The following is an 18,949-nucleotide window of genomic DNA, read 5'->3' on the forward strand; positions in this document are numbered from 1 at the left end:
ATCTTCTCTCCTAAGTAGTTAGCTGTAGATTGAGCTGGAAATCTCATAATATCAAATAGTAATAATATATAGTGTATGTGAAAATGTTATTCATCTAATGATTGTGGAGATGAGAACATGCAGCATAGGCAGGTCGAGGCATTTCGCTATGTGATGGTAGCTGGAACGACAAAAGGCGCCGCTGAGATCATGCATATCTCGCAACCAGCAATCAGCCGTTTGATTGCAGATCTTGAGATTTCTCTGGGGTTTAAGCTCTTTGATCGAACGGGAGGGCGTCTTGCCCCAACGAGCAATGCGCTGCGTTTTTTGGAGGCAGTAGATCAGTATTATACCGGCATGGACCGGCTCTCAAACGTGGCGCAGCAAATCCGCAGAGAACGTCCTGCAGATCTAAAGGTTGCTTCCACACCTGCACTATCGACCTATTTTTTTCCGCAGGTGATTAGCAAATTTCGCGAGCGTTATGAAGATGTTGAGTTGGTAGTGGAGAATATGTCTTCTGCGGAAATCGTTAACCGCCTGCAGTTAAACCTCACTCAAATGGGCGTAACGCTTGCCTTTCCAGAGATGGCGGGAATCCAGCAGGTGCCTATTGCCAGAGCTTCTCATGTTTGTGCAATGCACCAATCACATCCACTGGCCCGCAAGGACTGCATAACTCCACAAGATCTACAGGGAGAGAATGTGCTCAAAATCCTGCCTTCGGGCCTTGCCAGCTGGAAGAGGGTAGAACAGGCTCTGGCCTTTTCAGGCGTTGAGTACAGCCAGTCAATTGGAATTCAGAACTCGCATACGGGCTACAGCCTTATCGCGCATAATTTGGCGGTTGCGCTGATTGAGCCCTTCGCCGCCTCTGTCTGGCGTTGCAATGGCGTTGTGATCCGTAAATTTCTGCCTGATGTCAGTTATTCCTATGTGGTCGCCTACTCAAAACTAAAGGATATGCCGCCGGAACTACAAGAGTTCTTGCGTTTAACACAGCTGCACTTCATGGGGAGCGAATATGGTGTAGTGACCTAGGATGCGCTTGCCGCCTCTGGGGAGCTCTGCATCGCTACCTGTAGCCTTGGTACGAGACTACGAATATCGCGGTTTAGTTCCGACAGTTCGTTAATCGCCCGCGCCATTTTTTGGATGCGGGCATCATCCATTGGTTTGGTTTCCCCTAGTGTGAGCACTCCCGCTTTTTTCTGAATGCGCATGGAGTATGTATGGGTGATTTCTCCTGTTTGGTCTTGCTGAAAAAAAGAATGATTAAACTCATTACGCAGTCGTGTCAGGCGATTGAATACGCGTATGATACGGCGCAGTTCCGCTGCGATTTCCTTTTTTTGCAAGTGCGCATTCGCCAAGCGTTCTACAAGATCTATGCGGGCGCGAGTGGTGTTGAGACTAGCGAAAACGAGCGTGGCTGTGATTTCGTCACTTTGCATGAGGTGCTGCATCACATAGATGAACATGCTTTCGTTGTTTGACCAGCTATAGCTGATATGGCCCATAAGGCCAAAGATTAGATTGCGCCGGCCTGCCAAGTCAGGTGCAGCGCGGTCCAATTCTTCAAAGTCTGCGCCATGTCGATGGTCTACCTGCATCCCAGTCCTTCTGCATAATCAAGCATGGTACCCTCGCAATTTAGTCTAGAGGAATGTGACAGGCGCTTCCAAGCCACCAATACGTGGGGGACAACCTCCCCCGAATGGGTGATTTGTCTCAAAACGGTACATCCATTAGTTCTCACTGGTTGAAGCAACACTCTAAAAAAATAGGGATTCTGCATAGTGATTGTGCATAGCAGTTGGTCAATCCCCATATTTCAAGGAGTATCGAACCAAAGAGCATCAGCAAAAAGCAAGGGGTTTATTTTGAGGTCCTCGAAAAGCATGTTTTCAATAACTTAGTTCTTGCCAAGCTAAAGGTAAATGTCACAGAAAACAAAACGGCATCTTGGTCATTTCGAAATTATTTTTCATTGTGGTGCGTAAAAACGATAGTTACTAAGGAAAAGTTTAATTTTACCGCATATCCGTTGGATAAAAATCTATAGAATTACTGTGTATTATTTACAGCTATTAATTTGCAGAGTTGTTCCTCGTTTAATTAATCCGTCAAGTGTCGCCGTGGCTGCGGTAACCTCTTGTTCATCGTAGCCAACTTTTGGCTGAATATTTTGGATTAGGATAACACGCTCGACTTTTTAGAGTAGTTCGGTTGTACGTCATCAAATGCATCGCAATATCTCGCAGGATCTGTTCTGCGTTAACGATGCTGCTGTGTCTTATATCTGAAACCATCCTATCCCGAATTCTTGGCCAGATTTAACACCCGCCTGCTGGCGGGGATGTTGCTGCTGGGTGGCCTACGTAAGTGATAGGGACCCACAGCGAACTCTTGAGGAGTTTTTGCATGGCTATGGACAGATTTGATCTAACTAGGACTGGAAGTGACACGACTTTAAAGGTGTCATCGAAAAACACGGCGCAAGAAGCAGATCTACTGATTGATCCTGACTTTAGAAATGATGCTGTGCTGTCGCAGGATGTGAATGTGAACGACGACAGCAGCACAGATGCAATCGCAGCTGTGAAGACGGCGTTGCAAGATACAAACTACGCTGATGCAATTGGTGACGACCTGACGATTGCGGCGGATGCAGCTGCCTCCGCACAAGGTACGGGGTATGCTCTGGGTTTCAATCAATCTGTGGCCTCGGGGGCGAACGCACAGTCCAACGCGCTTAACGCCAATATAACCGGTGGTGACGCGGAAAATGCCAGTAGCGGTGGAGATGGTACCAGCTTCAATTCAGGCAATACAAGCCAGAATGGCAAAATGAACGATACGGACACCAGTGCCGACATCACACAAGGCAACTCAATCGCTGATATCGACTTGCTCCAAAATGTGCAGGTCGAGAATCTGGCGGATATTTCGCAGGTAGTGCGTGCTAACGGCGGACAAGCCAGCAGCGATCATGGTGTTTACAGTACAAACTCGCAGGCTCTTGGCGCTAGCAGTGTAGCGGATGATCTTGATATATCCGGTTCCACTGGTGCGACCGCAGCTGCGACAGGCTTAGCCTCCACGGTCAATCAAAACTTGAAGAGTGGCTCGAACCAACAAGGAAATGACGCGAGCCTGCACATAACTGGCACTGACATAAATGCGGTCACCGCAGGTGGTGATGGCGCATCGCTTGCAGCTAGCAAAAATCCGCGTAATGCCGACACAAATACAGATGCTGACTTTGCGCAGAGCAACGCTTTGGCTGATAGTGAAAGCGGTGTGAATGCTATCAACTCTGCGGCGATCGTAAACAGTGCTGGAATTAATCAGGATGTGATTTCTCGCGGCGGCGGTGCCGAGAGCAGTAGTGGCATCGAAATGAAAGGCCAACTGGGCGCTATTGGTAGTGTTGGCGGTGATGCGAGTATCGTGGGAAGTGCTGAGGCAATAGGGAGCGCAAGTGCTGTTAGCCTAGCGGTACAGCAAGAGCTTTCCTCAGGCGCAAATACGCAAGGAAATAAGCTTAGCTTTGAGCAGGTCGGCGGTAGCATCAACACCGTATCCGCGGAAGGCAACGGGGCGACGAACAACGCCATGGCAGGTAGCCATTTGGGTGGTCACTTTGCGAATACAGAGGTAGCTTCAACGCAGGTAAATGCGCTAACCGACAGTGATGAGTTAAGCGATCCGAGTATCACCAACGATGCCGCGATTTCTCAACAAAGCGTTGCGCGGGCTGGTGATGCGACTGCCGAAGACGGGATCACTCAGCACGCGGGCAATGGCGAGCTTGGGTCAACAAAGGTCGATGGCGATTCCGCTATTGCTGGCACTACTTCGGCTATTGCTGATGGCAAGGCCATTGTTGCCTCTGCAAACCAGAGCGTGAACACTGGCGCGAACCAACAAGGCAACACAGCCGAAATCGCAACAGTCGGTGGCAATTCGACATCTGCATCTGCAGGTGGTGACGACGCCACAGCGGGCTACAACGCATTGACTGGCGGACATCAGGGCGTTGATGTAACGCATAATCTTGAAGCTGCTCAGTCTAACAGTCTGACGGATACGGACAGCCTTCATAGTCCGAGTGTTCTAAATAACTCCACACTTATGCAAACTGCTATTTCCAATGGCGGATCAGCGGCATCAGGCAGCGGGATCTCGCAGGCAGATACTGTGCTGTCACAGGCCAATAGCTATAGTGATAAAAGTGTCGGGAGTGATGAGAGTATCTCAGGGCGATCCACGGCGTCAGCAGATGCAGTCTCACAAAGCTATGCATTCAACCAGTCACTAAACACCTCCGCCAACTTGCAGATCAATAAGGTGGCAAGCACGCAGGCAACCGCAGGCCAAGTCAGCGTGAGTGCAGGAGGTGATGGTGCAACCCTTGCTGTGTCTGGTGTAGATGGTAGCCCAGAGTTGGCATCTACAGCTGTATTGGATACCACCGGACAGACCAATACTTTAAATGATACAGATGAGGTTAGTTCCACATCCGTCACGAATAACTCGTTTGCCATGCAGTTTACATCGGCAATCGGTGGGACTGCGGGATCTGGTGATGGTATTGCGCAGGGTGAGTTCCACGAAGAGCTTGGTGCTGCGACTGTAGGCGGTGATAGTCTTATCTCTGGATCTACATCGGCAAGTGCGGATGCAAAGGCATCGGCGAGCGCGTTTAACCAGACCATCGTGACTGGCGGAAACAAACAGGGCAATTTCCACGAGACCTCCAGCGTTGGGGGAACCGCAGCCAATGTTTCCGCGGAGGGCAGCTCGGTCACGCTAACTGGGGTAATGACTTCTGATCCAAATGAAGCAGGTTCCTTTGCTCACAGCGCCTTTGCGGAACAATCCAACACCCTAACAGATGCCGATCGCATCTCGAACACAAGCGTCGCAAACGATGCTAGCTTTATTCAAGATACGACAGCGCGAGGCGGTACAGCAAACTCTGGATCCGGCATTTCACAGGGTGAAAACGCGACAAGCACCGGTGACAAGTTTTCGCAGCGAGAGATCGACGGGGATGCCACCATCAGCGGTGTAGCAAGTGCGTCAGCCGGTGCAAATGCTGTTATATCAAGTTTTAACCAGAGCCTTCTGACTGGTGGTAACGTGCAAGGCAATAGCTCCGCATCGGCAATCATCGGCGGCAATAGCGCAGATGTAAGCGCTGGTGAAAACGACGCGCAGAACAGCGCTCAGGCAACGCCACCGCCTACTATTGCGAATTCGGTTGATGTTATGTTGTCTGCACAACAAAGCAACACTTTGAATGATCGAGACACTGTTACAGACGCGCGAGTTGAACTAACTGGTAGCGTTGATCTATCCGCAAGCGCTGTTGGCGGAACGGCGACGTCCGGCAACGGCATTGAGAGCGAAGCGTCCATGGTTCGGCTCGGGGCCGGGCATGCTGGCGATGATGGAATGCTAACAGGAGCAAGCTCAGCTCGTGCGGACGCAAATGCTGCGACTGGCAACTTCAATCAATCGCTCTCAAGTGGTAAGGGCGCGCAGTCAAATACGTCGTCCTATGATTTGGCAGGCGGCGGCGCCACAGCACTGCACACGGGTGAAGATGATAGTGGTTTGAATTTCGCCACCTCCACGAGCGGTCCAGCCACGGTGGATCCGCTTTTGGTGCCTAGCTCTAGCAAGGCAACAATTGAACAGACGAACAGTTTGCAAGATCAGGATACCATTGAGGCTGCATCTGTTGTCAACAACGGCAGCTCCATTACACACTCGGTGTCGGCAACAGGTGGAATTGCTACGTCTGCTGATGGCATCAATGCAGATTCCATGGTTGGCATACTCAGCTCCGGTGATGACAATGGTGTCGTTGGTAAAACGCTTGCAAGTGCTAATGCTTCTGCTGAAGCTTCAGCGTTTAACCAGACGATTATCACTGGTGGCAATATCCAGACGAACAAGCAGCTTTCGGATGTTGTCGGGGCACATCGTAACCTTGTAAACGTCGGCGAAGACTCTACCGGCAACGGTGGTAATCTGTTTGCGGGCCTAGCGGCAGGTAATATTGATGCGTCCCTCACGCTTGATCAAACCAATGGCCTGAACGATCAAGACACCATCACTGATGCCTCCTTAGTGAACAACGAGGCGTTCTCTCAAAGCGTTTCCGCTAATGGGGGGACGGCCACCGCCGGAGACGGGATTGCGGATGATGGTAGTAGTATGTTCAACGGCATCAACGGTGATGTTGGAGATGACTACAGCATTACGGCTGAGAGTGTTGCATCGGCCTCTTCCACTGCGAAAGCCACGGCGTTTAACCAATCTCTCAATACTGGTGGTAATACGCAGGTAAACCTAAGCAAAAACGAGTTTACCGGTGAGAACGACACGGTGTTGTTTAGTAGTGAGGATGACACGCTTCCAGATGGGATCAGTTTGTCTGTGACGCCAACGGGGCAAGCCGGTTTTATAGATGCGGACCCACAATTGAATGGTGCGGATAGTACATTTGATATCGAGCAAGCCAATTCCTTGCAAGATCAAGATGTCTTGACCAACCCATCCGTGGTGAACAACGCTGAATTCTCTCAGGAGGTTAATGCTCAAGGCGGTCTTGCACAAACCTCCTATGGCATGGACGACGCAGAGGGAATTGTTGACTTCTCAGCAGGGGATGACATGAGCCTAGTGGCCTCTACAGCAGCAACTGCTGATGCCTTAGGGGTTGCAAGCGCCTTCAATCAGACCATTGTGATGGGTGCAAATGTCCAAGCAAACTCAGTCGATATTTCGGTTGTGGGTGGTTCTGCTATCACAAACCTCACCGGTGAAGACGACATGGGCTAGCCAAAACGAGACCCGCGCTTGGCGCGGGTCTTTTCAACTGGAAAGAGGATAGATGCTTACTTCATCGATCAATGAGTTAACTTGGCACTTCCTAGGGTACTTGCGCCTTATCCAAAGCGAGGCGCCTCAAACCGTAAACTATGAAGAAGGTGCTATCCAAGCAGGCATTAGCCTTGAAGTGGGAAGCGAGACAGCGGCGGAAAGCGCATTTGGTACTAGCCCGCACCAAGACGTAGTGGCGCCGCTCGCACACATGGAAGCGGCAATCCCTCTGACACATGCAGTTACTGGGAAAACAATCGGCATACAGCAGCAAGAAGCCGCAAGCCTGCCGAGTATTAAGGAGGAAGGGGAAGTTAACATTAGCGATCCGGTAGGCTTCGATCAGGTTGTCGTGCCAACGCAGACTATTTTCTCTATTACTGTTTCTGCCTATTACAACTTGCAAGAAACTATGAGCCAACAAGTATTTGCTGAGCAAGGCAACGTGATTGTTGATGATGACCTTTTGGTTTCGCAAGGTCGGACGATAGAGAAAACAATAACCGCCAAGCAGATATACGAGGATGTCTCCGCACTATCGCAAAGTATTGAATACTTGCCCTTCGGAGATGTTGGTGCTGCGACAGCAATGACCGCGCAGCAAAAACTTGTAACGATTGCCTCCCAGGTAACCGGGCGGGTAGAGGCAGGTAAAGCAAACAAAAAGTCCATTGAGCTCACTCGCGAAAGCGGCGATGAGAGCGGTGCTTTGAACTTACAACAAAGCAACATATCCACACCGGATCAGTACATTGATTTGGGAAACAACGAGACGCTAAACACCGCAAGTATTGTTGATCTTGGACTAGTGAAAGCTGGCGTGTCGGTACTTGGCGATTATTACAATAGCGATATAATCGTCCAAACCAATATTAGTTGTCATTCAAACGCCTCCAGCGAAGTCGCTTCGATTGCGTCTCAACTTTCGAATGAGGCTTTGTTTTCACGAGAGGCTGGCGAAGTATCGCCTACTCTGTTTTCAGGGGGCATGGGGCATGCGAATTTTATCGTAGATTATGTGATGGGTGATGTTACGAAGCTCAACCACCTCCAACAATATAACTTTATTCAAGACAATGATTGTATTTCTTTTGAATTATCTCGGGAAAATACAAGTGTTAGTCTTGGTGATAATGCTCAAGTCAATGCGGGCCAAATAGTAGATCATTTTCAAGCCTATGATATGATTATAGTATTGGGTGATTACTATGATCTCAATTTCATATCTCAAAGTAATGTTTTACTAGATAACAATTATGTTTCGGCCTCTGGGGGGTGGCAATCTAGTACGGGAAATATTATAGAAAATGAAGCACACATAAAGAGTTATGGTGGTGGGCAACTCCTAAAAGATATGCCTGGGCATATTCGTCACATGGCAAGCGAGCTCTCTGCATTTTCGGAGAGTTTCTCTATAGAGACGTCTTTAATTGAGAGTGGTCTGCCATACTCTTTAGGTTCAGATTTCAATCTGCTGGTTGTCGCGGGCGATTTCTACAAGATGAACGCTGTTACTCAATTGAATATAGTGAGTGATGTTGATCAGGGCGCACTTGGAGTATCTCAAAAAATGCTCTTGGGGGCAGATGGTTCTCGCGTCATTAATGCAAATGGTAACGTCTTAAAGAACTCGGCGGTAATTGTCGATAATGATAGTCAATCTAATTTTCAATATGTTGATGGAGCTTATACGGAAGAAGAGCTTTATGTAAATGTGAATATATCTGGAGGTGAGGTTTGTGATGTACTTGAGCAGGTCAAGGCTGCGACGGGGTTTGTTAGTGAGTTAGTTGCGTTTGTTGATGCGCCGTCTCAACAAAGCACAAACCTCTCAGAGTGTGAGGCAGATATAGGAAATACGTCGAGCTTCATGGATATTTTAAGCTAAGTACTTACGAGAAAACAGAGAAACTATGTCAGTTCATGCATCGCCTATCGAAGAAGTCGCTGTTAACACAAATGGGCAAAAAGTACCGCAGAGTTTTGTTGGAGCCTTTGGAAAGATCATTTTAAGATTTGGCAATCTAAAGCGCTGGGTGCTGTTGAGAATGCGCGCGTCAGAAAAGGTTGATCCAGCGGATTTTCGCGGTGCGATTGATAGGGTTGTACGACGCACCAAAGCGAACCTTTTGTTTGTGGCAGTCGTCTCTTTATTCGCCAGTAGTTTGGTACTGGCTGTTCCCATCTATTTGTTTCAAATATCAGATCGGGTGCTCACAAGTAGAAGTACAGACACGTTGTTGATGTTATCTTCAATCGTGATCGGTTTAATCCTCGCGCACGTGCTGTTGGATCTATTGCGCCGGTTTCTGCTCACTCGAATTGCCGTTGATATTGAGGTGTCCTTAGGGGCTCCTGTATTGGGCGCTGCGGCTCGTGCAAACTCAAGCAGCAATACCAGAGAGTTTCAAGCTCTTAATGACTTGCAGCAGCTCAGGAGTTTTTTGACAGGGCCTGTGTTACTCGCAGTTATGGACGCGCCTGTGGCGCCGGTGTATCTCGCTGTGGTCTTTATGGTACATCCCCACTTGGGTATTATCGTGACAACTACGATTTTGGTGCTTTTATTACTAGCGAAAATCAACCAGAGAGTAACAGCGGGGCCATTTGCACTTGCACATTCATTTAGTACCCGCGCTTCAATGCAAACAGAAGCCATGGCGCGCAATGCTCAAGTAATCAACGCTATGGGCATGATACCAGAGGCAGTTGCCTTTTGGGGGAAGGAAACCTCGATTGCTCTAAAAGCACAACTGCTTGGGCAAGATAGAAATGTTATAGTGTCGTCGCTTTCTAAGTTTGCTCGATTATCGACGCAGATCGTCATGCTAGGCTGGGGTGCCTATCTTGCTTTGCATGATCAGCTTACTGGCGGAATGATTATCGCCGCATCCATCATCGCAGGTCGTGCATTGGCGCCGGTTGAGGGTACAATCGAGGGTTGGAAATCGCTCGTCGCGGCGCGTTCCGCATACGGCCGTGTGCGTAACTTATTGCAGAATTCTCCGCTTAATGTTCACCGTTTGCAGCTGCCAGCGCCCAAGGGGAACCTTGTTGTTGAACGGCTTCTTTTTGTTCCGCCACCCGATAAGAAGGTGGTTTTGAATGGCATTAGTTTTTCACTAAGTGCTGGTGAAAGCTTAGCGGTGGTTGGATCTTCTGGTTCAGGCAAAACAACACTGGGAAAAATGCTTGTCGCTTCCCTTGTGCCAACAGCGGGGCATGTGCGCCTTGATGGAATGGACTTGCGGAACTGGGACAGTAGACAACTGGGGGAGTGTATAGGGTATCTGCCGCAGGATCTGCAGCTTTTTCCAGGCTCTATCAAGCAGAATATTGCTCGCATGCGTGAGAGTATTATTGAAGAGAACATCTTTGCCGCCGCGGAAATAGCAAACATACATGGTTTGGTATCGACCTTTGCTCAGGGCTATGAAACGCAGGTCGCAATGGACGGGACGCCGCTGTCTGCCGGGCAACGACAACGCATTGGCTTGGCTCGTGCCTTTTATGGTCAGCCTAAACTTGTTGTTTTGGATGAACCTAACTCGAATTTGGATGGAAAAGGCGAAGCCGCATTGGCCCATGCCATACAAACAGCAAAGCAACGTAAAATCACTGTAGTTGCAATTACTCAAAGGCCCGCGCTTTTGAAATCCGTGGATCGTATTCTACTCGTCGAGAATGGCTGTGCCCCTCTCTTTGGCACACGTGAAGAGGTCTTGCCAAAGCTCTTTGGTCGCACTCAAACATTACCCGCTCGCGGGCACAGCGAAACCAGCGTAGGTGAGTGATTTTTAGTATGTCTAGCAAAGAGTTAATCCTTGGAAATAGGTGGCACGAAGATGTGCCAAAAGGGCTTTTCCTACCAAAACTTGCGAGCGTGGCCATTATTCTTGTCGTTTTCCTTTTGTTTGGAGTGTGGGCCTTTACAGCTCCGTTGGCAGGAGCCGTTGTCGCGCGTGGCTCCTTTGTTGCGACTGGGAAAAACAAGATTGTGCAGCACTTAGAAGGCGGAATTATTCATGAGATACTTGTAAAGGAAGGCGAGATCGTCTCTGCAGGTCAAGTGCTAGTGCGACTTGATGAAACAGCGGCTCGCGCAAACATGGCTCGGCTGCAGGTGCGGCAGTTGCGCTTACAGGCTGTGCGAGAACGATTAGAGCATGAAGCGCGCAACGCGGAGCGCCTGTTGTTTCCAAACGCTGAAAGTTTGGGTGAAACGCAGGGTAAAGCGAAAGAAATCATCTTGGGTCAGCTGCTCACTTTTCAAGCGCATCGTCGCAAGCTGATGAGTGAAATTGCCATATTGGACAAGGGGATCGCCGCGCTTGAAGAGCGAATTCAAGGATCGAGCGCACAAGCTAAGGCTGTTGAGCAGCAACTGGCGCTTTTGAAAGAAGAAGAGCAGAGCAAGCGTGCGATGCTCTCCAAGGGGCTTATTCGCAAGAGCGATCTGCTGAACGTGCAGAGAATGATCGCAAACCTCACGGGTGAACGCGGCAGAATACTAGCAGAAATGGGCGATGCCCGCGAGCGGATCGCAAGAACCGAAGCTCAAATTCAAAAAGTGCGCGACGAGGCTGCGCAATCGGCGGCTGGAGAGCTGCAAAGCGTGCTTGCGGATCTTGACGATGTGAGAGAGCAAACTCGTGCGGCCCAAAATGTACTAGAGCGCATTGAAATCCGCGCGCCAGTTCGCGGCGCTGTGGTGCGAATGCGCTACCACACAGCAGGAGGGGTCATTGAGGCTGGCAAGGATCTGATTGAGATTTTGCCCTTGCAAGAAGAACTGGTTGTTGAGGCGGAGATCAAACCAGAGGACATTGACCATGTTGAGAAAGGGCAGCAAGCCATGGTTCGGCTAAGTGCTTTAAACCAACGCACGACGCCAATGATACCGGCTGAGGTTACATACGTATCGGTTGACGCCGTTCCCGATGAGCGTCTCCAGTCTCTTGCAAAAGAAGTCTACAAGGTCAAAGTAAAAATTCTGATGGATAAGGTGGCCAACACTTCGGCATTTTCTCCGACACCGGGAATGCCAGCGGAGATTTACATCACAACAAGGAACCGAACTTTTATTGACTACTTGATGGAGCCGCTGAGCGATAGCATGTCCCGCGCATTTCGTGAGCCCTGAAGTCTATTGGTGCAAGTCGCTACTCTGTATCATTGGGGTGTCGTGCCTTAAAAGGCGCTGCTGCAAAAAGCGGTAGTGGCTGCGATTGAGACATCATCCAAAAATGGGGGGAATACCCTTCTATCTCTTGCCCTTCTAGCAATATCATGGAAGGGTACAATTGCGAGGAAAGAGGTACCCAGCCAGAGGTGGCTGGCTGTTGATCTGCGCTTTTCTCGCGAAAGCTATGGCCGCTACGGCTTGAAATAAAGCACGTTCAAAGTGTTATGTGGGGTGAGTTTGTGGCAAGGCGGCAATGATTGGCTGCCCATCCAAAGACAGTATTTTGCAGGTAATATTAAAGACCTGAGAAATTGTGGTCTCGTTCAAGACTTCGGTAACGCTGCCTTGCTTTGCGATTTGGCCTTTTTCAAAGAGGACAACATGATCGGCGTAGCGCGCAGCAAGATTAAGATCGTGTAGGACTACGATTATATTGCGACCTTGCTGTCTATTCATGCGATGTACTAACTCTAAAACGTCAAGAGCATGGGCGATGTCCAGATGATTAGTTGGTTCATCAAACAGAATTGTGTGGGATTGCTGCGAAAGCACCATGGCGATCCAGGCCCGCTGTGCCTGCCCCCCAGAAAGAGATCCAATTGGTGTTTGTGCAAGCTTGGTCATTCCAGTTGCCAGCAAAGCTTCTTCACAGGCTGCTTTATCCAAGGCAGAGGGTCCGGTAAAGGGTTTGCGATGTGCAAAACGCCCCATCATTACAAGGTCCTTAACCAACGTATCCTCTGGCGCCTCGGGGGTTTGGGTGAGCAAAGCGATGTTCTTTGCAAGCTCTCTGGCGCTCCAGTCTTTAAGATCGCGTCCTAGCAGTTGAATGTTGCCGCTGGATAGGGGCAGGAGATGCCGCAGTGAACGCAAGGCAGTGGATTTACCACTGCCATTTGGCCCGCAAAACGCAATGACTTTTCCTGACGGTAAACTCAGGTCAAGTCCCTCAAAGACAGGGTGCCCATCATAGCCGGCACTGGCGGCTTGCATCTGAAAAAGAGTGTCAGGCATTGATCGCCCTCCGCTTGGTCAGCAGGAAGAGAAACAGCGGTGCGCTGATAAAAGCAGTTAACGCCCCAGCCGGTAGCTCCAGAGGGGGAAGGCTGACACGTGCGATGATATCAGCGGCTAAAACAAGCGCAGCGCCAGATAAAGCGGTAACCGCAAGATAGCTTGCGACTTTTTCTCCCACAATCAGGCGTGCAATATGGGGTGAAACCAAGCCGACAAAACCCAGTGCGCCGACAAAGGCGACAGCAATGCTGGTGAGGTACACGCTTAGCAGCAGCAGCACCAATTGTGATCTGCCTAGGTTTAAGCCGGTAGCGCGTGCAGTAAGCGGATCCAGCCGCAGTTGAAACAGTGATCGTGCCATGCAGCCGAGCAGAGGCAAAGCAACGGCAAGCGCGCCAAACAGAATGGCCACATCGCTCCAATGAGCCGTGCTTACCGATCCTGTAAGCCATATCTTGGCTTGAGAGGCCCGATGTATCGGACCAAGAATCATCAGCAGGACCACCAGAGCTTTTGCCAGCGCCGCCATGGCAATGCCGTAAAGAATAAGAGACAGGGGGGAACGCTTGGGATCTGAAAGCGTTAGTGCTCCTGTGACGAGGGTGAAGAGCAACGCGCCAACGATGGAGGCTACGGGCATCCAGTGGATCGATAGCTGTAAGGCGCTTGTTTGATCGGAAATCAACCAGAGGAACACCAGAGTTCCAACTGCCGTGCCGTCGGTAACGCCAAGCACTGAGGGAGCTGCCAAGGGATTTCTGACAGTGCGTTGAAGTATGGCGCCTGCCAGGGCAAGTGCGCAACCACTTAGCAGTGCAAGCAGAACACGCGGCAGGCGCAGCTTCCACAAGATGATATAGTCGGCGCGCTTGCCCTCACCCAGCAGCGCAGCAATGACTCGCTCTGGCGGCATAAAGCTAGCGCCTATGCCAGCGCCCGCAATAATGAGGATTGTCAGCACGACGAGCAGTCCGCAAATCGCTAGTGTTTGCCGGTTTTTTGCAAAGACTGTGTTTTCACAGAGCATGGCTAGCCTTGCCTCTTGCGTCTTATCAGTGACACCAGCATGGGTGCGCCAAAACGGCGGCTAGCAGGACAGTTGTTACGGCAAGTGAGGCGTGCCCTGTATTTGGAGTTATGCGCTTGGCAAGATGAGGCGCAACAAGGCCTAGAAAGACAATGGGACCAGCAATTGCAACAGCTGCCGCAGCCAAGCTCGCCCCTAACGCGAGGAAGCCGAGGCGTGTAGGCAAAACGGCGACGCCAAGTGCGGCGGCACTTTCGTCATCCATTTTCATTGCGTCCAGCGAACCTGCAAAGTAAAGCGTGGCGAGCATGCCAGTTAGCAAAACCGGCAGAGCCAATTGCAGCAGCGCAAGCTCACGGTCTGCAAAGCTGCCTGCAAGCCAAAAGAGTAAGTCTTCCAAAGCGCTTTCATTGGTAATCAGTACCAGCTGGGTGAGAGAGGAAAGCATCGCAGCGAGCGTCACCCCTGCCAGCAGCACGGCAACCGGGCTCATCCCCTTATGCAGGCTACCTGATACCGTAAACACCACCAGCATCGTCAGGATTGCACCAAGGAATGCTGCGAGCGCGATCTCCCAAAGATTGGTGGTTCCTGTCAGGGTAAGCGCAAGGACTACGGCAAAGGCGGCACCGGTATTGACACCCAAGAGGCCGGGTTCTGCAAGCGGATTGCGTGTCACGGATTGCAAGTGTAGCCCTGAAAGTCCAAGCAAAGCGCCACATGTGATTGCAATAATGCTGCGGGGTAGACGTAACCGGGTGATTACAAGGTCTTCTGCTGTTTTCGCATCTTGTAAAGCGCCCCAGACAACCTTTGGGGAATAGAAGTGCAGGCCAATATGCAAACTAGCCAACCAAGCAACGACCAAGCCAAAGATTAGCAGGATGTTCATTTGCAGTGGCGAGGTTGAGTGCCTGCGAAAACCCATTGACATTTGTGTAGTATTCCGATTTTAAGTTGAATTGAATAATCAACTATTCTTAGCCAATCCACAAGTGATCAGCCAGTAGAATTACGCAGCCAAAAAAATGTTGGTCTTTCAATGCTCGCTTATGTGGTGTTGTCACTACCCCTCGGTTTTTTGGCAATATTGGGCATGGCTGCCCATATGAAATAGGTGGATTAACAATGTTAAAGCAGGCATTTCTTGCGGCAATTACAGTCTTAGCGCTCTTTGCTGGGCCAGTGCAGGCGCGTGAAATAAAGCATGCGATGGGCACAACGGAAGTGCCGGATGCACCAAAGCGAGTTGTTGTATTGACCAACGAAGGCACAGAGGCCCTCATTGCCTTGGGTGTTGTTCCTGTTGGCGCTTCCAACAGCTGGAACGGCAATCCGTGGTGGAAGCACATCTCTGATGTCATGGTTGATGCTGACCCACTTGGCAAAGAAAACTCTATTAATCTGGAGTTGGTTGCTGCACTTGAGCCAGACTTGATTATCAGCAATAAGCTGCGTCATGAAGCGATCTATCCGCAGCTGTCCGCTATTGCTCCCACTGTCGCCTCTGAGCGTCTAAAAGGCGACTGGAAGGTTAATTTCAGGCTTTATGCACAAACTCTTGGTCTTAGCGAAAAAGGTGATGCGTTGATCAAGGACTACGAGGCGCGTGTTGCAGCGCTGAGCGGCGCGCTGGCTTATAAGCTGCAGGAAAAAGTGTCAGTTGTCCGCTTTGTACCTGGTCAGATTCGGATCTATCAGCTGGATAGCTTTTCAGGTGTTGTGCTGAAGGATATTGGCTTTAAGCGACCAGAAAACCAGAATGTAGAGAAGTTTGCGATCCGTACCGGTAAAGAGAGCATTCCAGACATGGATGGCGACCGGATTTTTTACTTCACCTATGACAATGGCAATGGTGATGGCAATGCGCTGCGAGAAGACGTGCTGGCTGATCCGTTGTGGCAATCGCTATCTGCTGTCAAGGCAGGCCGCGTACATGCTGTGAGCGACGCTATCTGGAATACCGCCGGTGGTGTATTGGCGGCGCGTAAGATGCTGGATAACGTAGCAAAGATCTATTCTGTCGAGCCGTAACTTAAACCAATAAAAAAGGCGGTCGGTATGGAGAGCCGACCGCCTTTTTTGCCAAGCGATAAACTGTTAGTTCGCGTCGGCTGCATTTTTCATTAGGTAATCCATCACCAGTGCCGCTTCGTCTTCATCCAGACCAGCACGGGGGAACATGGACGGGGTGATGCCCTTCCATTGCTGTCGGGTGAAGTGGGAGACTTCGCGCGGACCATGACAGACGGTGCAGCGTTCGTAGAACAGCTTTTCGCCCGGGCTCATATCTGCATAGAGCTTTTCGGTCAATTCATAGAGACGATCCAGACCCAACTTGTCCTCGTCAATCTCGGTTAGGGCGTAATCATCGATGATCGCCGGCTTGTCATAGGCAGTATTCGGCCCTTCCGGATCAGTACACTTGCGCATTTCAACAAGAGTGGTGTTGGCGGTTGTCGCTTCACTAAGACCAGAAGAGCGCTGTGTTGAGGTTAGGAAATTCACAAGACCTGAGTTACAGCGGCCTTTGCTATCCAGTTGTGGCCAGCAGCCTTCATAGATAGAGACCACACCCGGCATGATTTCGTCGGAAACGACCGCACCTGCGATGACTGTTCCGCGCTCATTGTACAGCTCTACCAGATCGCCATCCGCAATTCCGCGCTCGGCTGCATCTTGTTCGTTGATGCGTACCGGTTCGCGGCCCTGTACCTTGTAAAGACCCCGCAAGGTTTCTGATTGGTCCATCTGGCTATGCAGGCGGAACCAAGGGTGAGGGGAGACGACGTGCAGCTGACCCTTCTTGGCAACACCAAGATACTCGTGCTTTTCCATCCACATAGGCATGCCCGGGCAATCGTCAATGTCCATGTTGGCGATGTTTTCACAGAACATTTCAATTTTACCGGAAGCGGTATGCAGCGGATTGGCCTGTGGATCCTCGTAGAAAGCGCCATGGCGGGTCCACTGACGGGCTTCTTCCGGCACTTCCATAAGTGCGTAACCTTTCTTCCAGAACTCTTCGAAAGGCGTGTCCTTGGCGGCAGAAGAGCGCTCATAGGCGTTCTGCACATGGGTCATGTAGTCGTCACTGTTGGTGAACTGTGCCCACAGGCCGAGCTTGTCGGCTAGACCCTCAAAGATTTCATAGTCAGACAAGCTCTCGCCAATCGGTTCGATGACCTTTTTCATGGCGTAGACACGATCATTGGAATAGGTGCCGCCAGATGTAATGTCATCGCGCTCCAAGGTGGAGGAGGCAGGCAGCACGATATCGGCCCAACGGGTCGCTGCTGTCCACCAAATATCGACACTAACGATTGTCTCGACTTTTTCCAGTGCGCGGATAAGGCGGTTTGTGTCCTGCTGGTGCGACATGAAGTTGTTGCCTGCATTGAAAATCATCTTCACATCTGGATAGGTGTAGGTGTTGCCGTTGTAGAACACCTCTTTACCCGGGTTTTCTAGCATCTCGGTGATGCGGGACGCCGGGCAAACACCTTTTACCCAGTTCCGCCCCTGGCTGAGGCCGGATGGCGTGGATTTGCCAGATTGCGGCATGCCGCCATTGCCGTAGTGCCAAGAGAAGCCGACGCCTTGACCTTTCTTGCCGATTTTACCAGTCAGCGCCGCGAAGTTAATAATCGCCCAGTGGGTCATCTCGCCATGTTGTGCCCTTTGCAAGGACCATGCGCCAGCAATCTCAGTGCGAGATTTGGCCAAGAGTTCGGCTAGCTCGCGGATTTTGTCGGCTTCGATACCGGTAATTTTTGCAGCCCACTCAGGTGTTTTGGGCTCTTTGTCTGTTTCGCCCTTAACGTAGGCAATCCACTTGTCCGCACCGACGGTGTATTTTTCGATGTAGGCTCTATCTTCCAGCCCTTGTTCCAGCACGTGGTAAGCCATGGCAAGGAACAGGGCCACATCTGTGTTTGGTACAATGCGAACCCAGTCCGCATCCATGTATTGATCTGTTGCGGTGCGTTGCGGGTTGATGGAGATAAACTTGACGCCTGCGTCACGGATTTCTTCCCAGTGCGCATACATGCCATGATCTGCCACGCGGTATTCAACGCGGTTGTTTTTGATCGGGTCACAGCCAACCAGAACAAATACCTCGGTGTGATCGCGGATTGTTTCCCAAGCAGATTGTGCGGAGTAAACCTCCATATCGCCAATGATATGGGGCAGGGACACTTGGCTTGCACCAGCAGACCAGTCACCTTGCGTATTGGTGCATCCGCCCATGAGGTTCAAAAGACGGCCTTGCAACACATTCGGGCGGAAGACACCAGCATTTGACCAGCCGCCATAGGATGAGGAGAAGATCGCTTCGTTGCCGTGGTTGGTGGCCGTATCCAGCAGGGCTTTGGCCGCTAGGCTGTAGGCAGTATCCCAGTCCACCTGCACATAGGGTTCCTTGCCGCGCAACTCTGGCTTTACATCGCCGTTTTCCCAGCCCTCTAGGTAGGATTTGCGTACCATCGGGTAGTTGATGCGTGACTTGTCATAGGTGCGGTCTTTTACACCGTAGGCCATCATCTCGGTCGGGCGTGCGTCCAGCTCCATCATGTTGCTAATGCCGACCAATTTGCCATCACGTACAACGGCTTCGAATGGGCCGAAATGCGATGCGTGGAAAACGCGGTCAGGGAAAGAGTTCGGGTCGATGGAGGCGAAACTGGTTGAGCCAAGCAAGCTGGTTGAGCCGACAAAGGCGGCGCTACCTTGCAAAAATCTACGGCGGGTAGGGCTGGCGAAAGACATTGTGATCTCCATATATTTTTCTTGCCCTAAAGGTATCCCCGGCATGCAACCAGCAGCCTTGACGCGGC

Annotated in this window: 11 protein-coding genes; 6 read left to right on the forward strand and 5 right to left on the reverse strand. The window is 50.7% G+C overall.

The window, feature by feature from the left end:
- The first annotated feature begins 117 nt into the window (after nucleotides 1-117).
- Nucleotides 118-1,023 carry a LysR substrate-binding domain-containing protein gene (locus tag AYK82_RS00110; protein ID WP_068310075.1) on the forward strand — a complete coding sequence of 302 codons (906 nt, stop codon included), beginning with the start codon at nucleotides 118-120 and terminating at the stop codon, nucleotides 1,021-1,023.
- Here the strand turns inward: AYK82_RS00110 and AYK82_RS00115 are convergent.
- Nucleotides 1,020-1,595, reverse strand: coding sequence for a hypothetical protein (locus tag AYK82_RS00115; RefSeq protein ID WP_068310077.1), 576 nt, complete (start codon nucleotides 1,593-1,595; stop codon nucleotides 1,020-1,022). The genes AYK82_RS00110 and AYK82_RS00115 overlap by 4 nt on opposite strands.
- Before the next feature lie 811 nt (nucleotides 1,596-2,406).
- Between AYK82_RS00115 and AYK82_RS00120 the strand changes: the two genes are divergently transcribed.
- The 4 genes from AYK82_RS00120 to AYK82_RS00135 all read left to right on the forward strand — a co-directional run bounded on the left by AYK82_RS00120 (nucleotide 2,407) and on the right by AYK82_RS00135 (nucleotide 12,025).
- The gene (locus AYK82_RS00120; RefSeq protein ID WP_156453211.1) at nucleotides 2,407-6,840 is read left to right on the forward strand and encodes a beta strand repeat-containing protein; all 4,434 of its coding nucleotides are present in this window, start codon (nucleotides 2,407-2,409) and stop codon (nucleotides 6,838-6,840) included.
- 52 nt (nucleotides 6,841-6,892) lie between these two features.
- A complete protein-coding gene (locus AYK82_RS00125; protein WP_068310081.1) occupies nucleotides 6,893-8,770 on the forward strand; it encodes a hypothetical protein in 1,878 nt (625 codons plus the stop codon).
- A 160-nt stretch (nucleotides 8,771-8,930) separates the two neighbouring features.
- Nucleotides 8,931-10,676: a type I secretion system permease/ATPase gene (locus tag AYK82_RS00130; protein ID WP_082733656.1), complete on the forward strand. Its 1,746-nt coding sequence runs from the start codon at nucleotides 8,931-8,933 to the stop codon at nucleotides 10,674-10,676.
- An 8-nt stretch (nucleotides 10,677-10,684) separates the two neighbouring features.
- A complete protein-coding gene (locus tag AYK82_RS00135; RefSeq protein ID WP_082733647.1) occupies nucleotides 10,685-12,025 on the forward strand; it encodes an HlyD family type I secretion periplasmic adaptor subunit in 1,341 nt (446 codons plus the stop codon).
- Between the two features lie 264 nt (nucleotides 12,026-12,289).
- Here the strand turns inward: AYK82_RS00135 and AYK82_RS00140 are convergent, their stop codons facing one another.
- Genes AYK82_RS00140 through AYK82_RS00150 form a run of 3 tightly spaced genes read right to left on the reverse strand, consistent with a single transcriptional unit; the run spans nucleotide 12,290 to nucleotide 15,045 of the window.
- Nucleotides 12,290-13,081, reverse strand: a complete 792-nt coding sequence (locus tag AYK82_RS00140) for an ABC transporter ATP-binding protein (protein ID WP_068310085.1) — start codon at nucleotides 13,079-13,081, stop codon at nucleotides 12,290-12,292.
- A complete protein-coding gene (locus AYK82_RS00145) occupies nucleotides 13,074-14,111 on the reverse strand; it encodes a FecCD family ABC transporter permease (RefSeq protein ID WP_068310087.1) in 1,038 nt (345 codons plus the stop codon). The genes AYK82_RS00140 and AYK82_RS00145 overlap by 8 nt, the downstream gene beginning before the upstream one ends.
- Nucleotides 14,112-14,136: 25 nt before the next feature.
- Nucleotides 14,137-15,045 carry a FecCD family ABC transporter permease gene (locus AYK82_RS00150; protein ID WP_208976336.1) on the reverse strand — a complete coding sequence of 303 codons (909 nt, stop codon included), beginning with the start codon at nucleotides 15,043-15,045 and terminating at the stop codon, nucleotides 14,137-14,139.
- Nucleotides 15,046-15,239: 194 nt separating this feature from the next.
- Between AYK82_RS00150 and AYK82_RS00155 the strand changes: the two genes are divergently transcribed.
- Nucleotides 15,240-16,145 (forward strand): ABC transporter substrate-binding protein, encoded by a 906-nt coding sequence (locus AYK82_RS00155; protein WP_068310090.1) that lies wholly within the window; start codon nucleotides 15,240-15,242, stop codon nucleotides 16,143-16,145.
- Between the two features lie 66 nt (nucleotides 16,146-16,211).
- Here the strand turns inward: AYK82_RS00155 and AYK82_RS00160 are convergent, their stop codons facing one another.
- Nucleotides 16,212-18,881, reverse strand: a complete 2,670-nt coding sequence (locus AYK82_RS00160; protein ID WP_068310195.1) for a molybdopterin-dependent oxidoreductase — start codon at nucleotides 18,879-18,881, stop codon at nucleotides 16,212-16,214.
- Nucleotides 18,882-18,949 lie beyond the last annotated feature (68 nt).

Source organism: Polycladidibacter hongkongensis, from assembly GCF_001561995.1.
Taxonomy (GTDB): domain Bacteria; phylum Pseudomonadota; class Alphaproteobacteria; order Rhizobiales; family Stappiaceae; genus Pseudovibrio; species Pseudovibrio hongkongensis.

Bases quoted from the DNA above. Each gene is read 5' to 3' on its own strand.
- AYK82_RS00130 (WP_082733656.1), top strand. From the start codon at position 8,931: ATGCGCGCGTCAGAAAAGGTTGATCCAGCGGATTTTCGCGGTGCGATT.
- AYK82_RS00135 (WP_082733647.1), top strand. From the start codon at position 10,685: ATGTCTAGCAAAGAGTTAATCCTTGGAAATAGGTGGCACGAAGATGTG.
- AYK82_RS00145 (WP_068310087.1), bottom strand. From the start codon at position 14,111: ATGCTCTGTGAAAACACAGTCTTTGCAAAAAACCGGCAAACACTAGCG.
- AYK82_RS00160 (WP_068310195.1), bottom strand. From the start codon at position 18,881: ATGTCTTTCGCCAGCCCTACCCGCCGTAGATTTTTGCAAGGTAGCGCC.
- AYK82_RS00150 (WP_208976336.1), bottom strand. From the start codon at position 15,045: ATGTCAATGGGTTTTCGCAGGCACTCAACCTCGCCACTGCAAATGAAC.
- AYK82_RS00110 (WP_068310075.1), top strand. From the start codon at position 118: ATGCAGCATAGGCAGGTCGAGGCATTTCGCTATGTGATGGTAGCTGGA.
- AYK82_RS00115 (WP_068310077.1), bottom strand. From the start codon at position 1,595: ATGCAGGTAGACCATCGACATGGCGCAGACTTTGAAGAATTGGACCGC.
- AYK82_RS00140 (WP_068310085.1), bottom strand. From the start codon at position 13,081: ATGCCTGACACTCTTTTTCAGATGCAAGCCGCCAGTGCCGGCTATGAT.
- AYK82_RS00125 (WP_068310081.1), top strand. From the start codon at position 6,893: ATGCTTACTTCATCGATCAATGAGTTAACTTGGCACTTCCTAGGGTAC.
- AYK82_RS00155 (WP_068310090.1), top strand. From the start codon at position 15,240: ATGTTAAAGCAGGCATTTCTTGCGGCAATTACAGTCTTAGCGCTCTTT.
- AYK82_RS00120 (WP_156453211.1), top strand. From the start codon at position 2,407: ATGGCTATGGACAGATTTGATCTAACTAGGACTGGAAGTGACACGACT.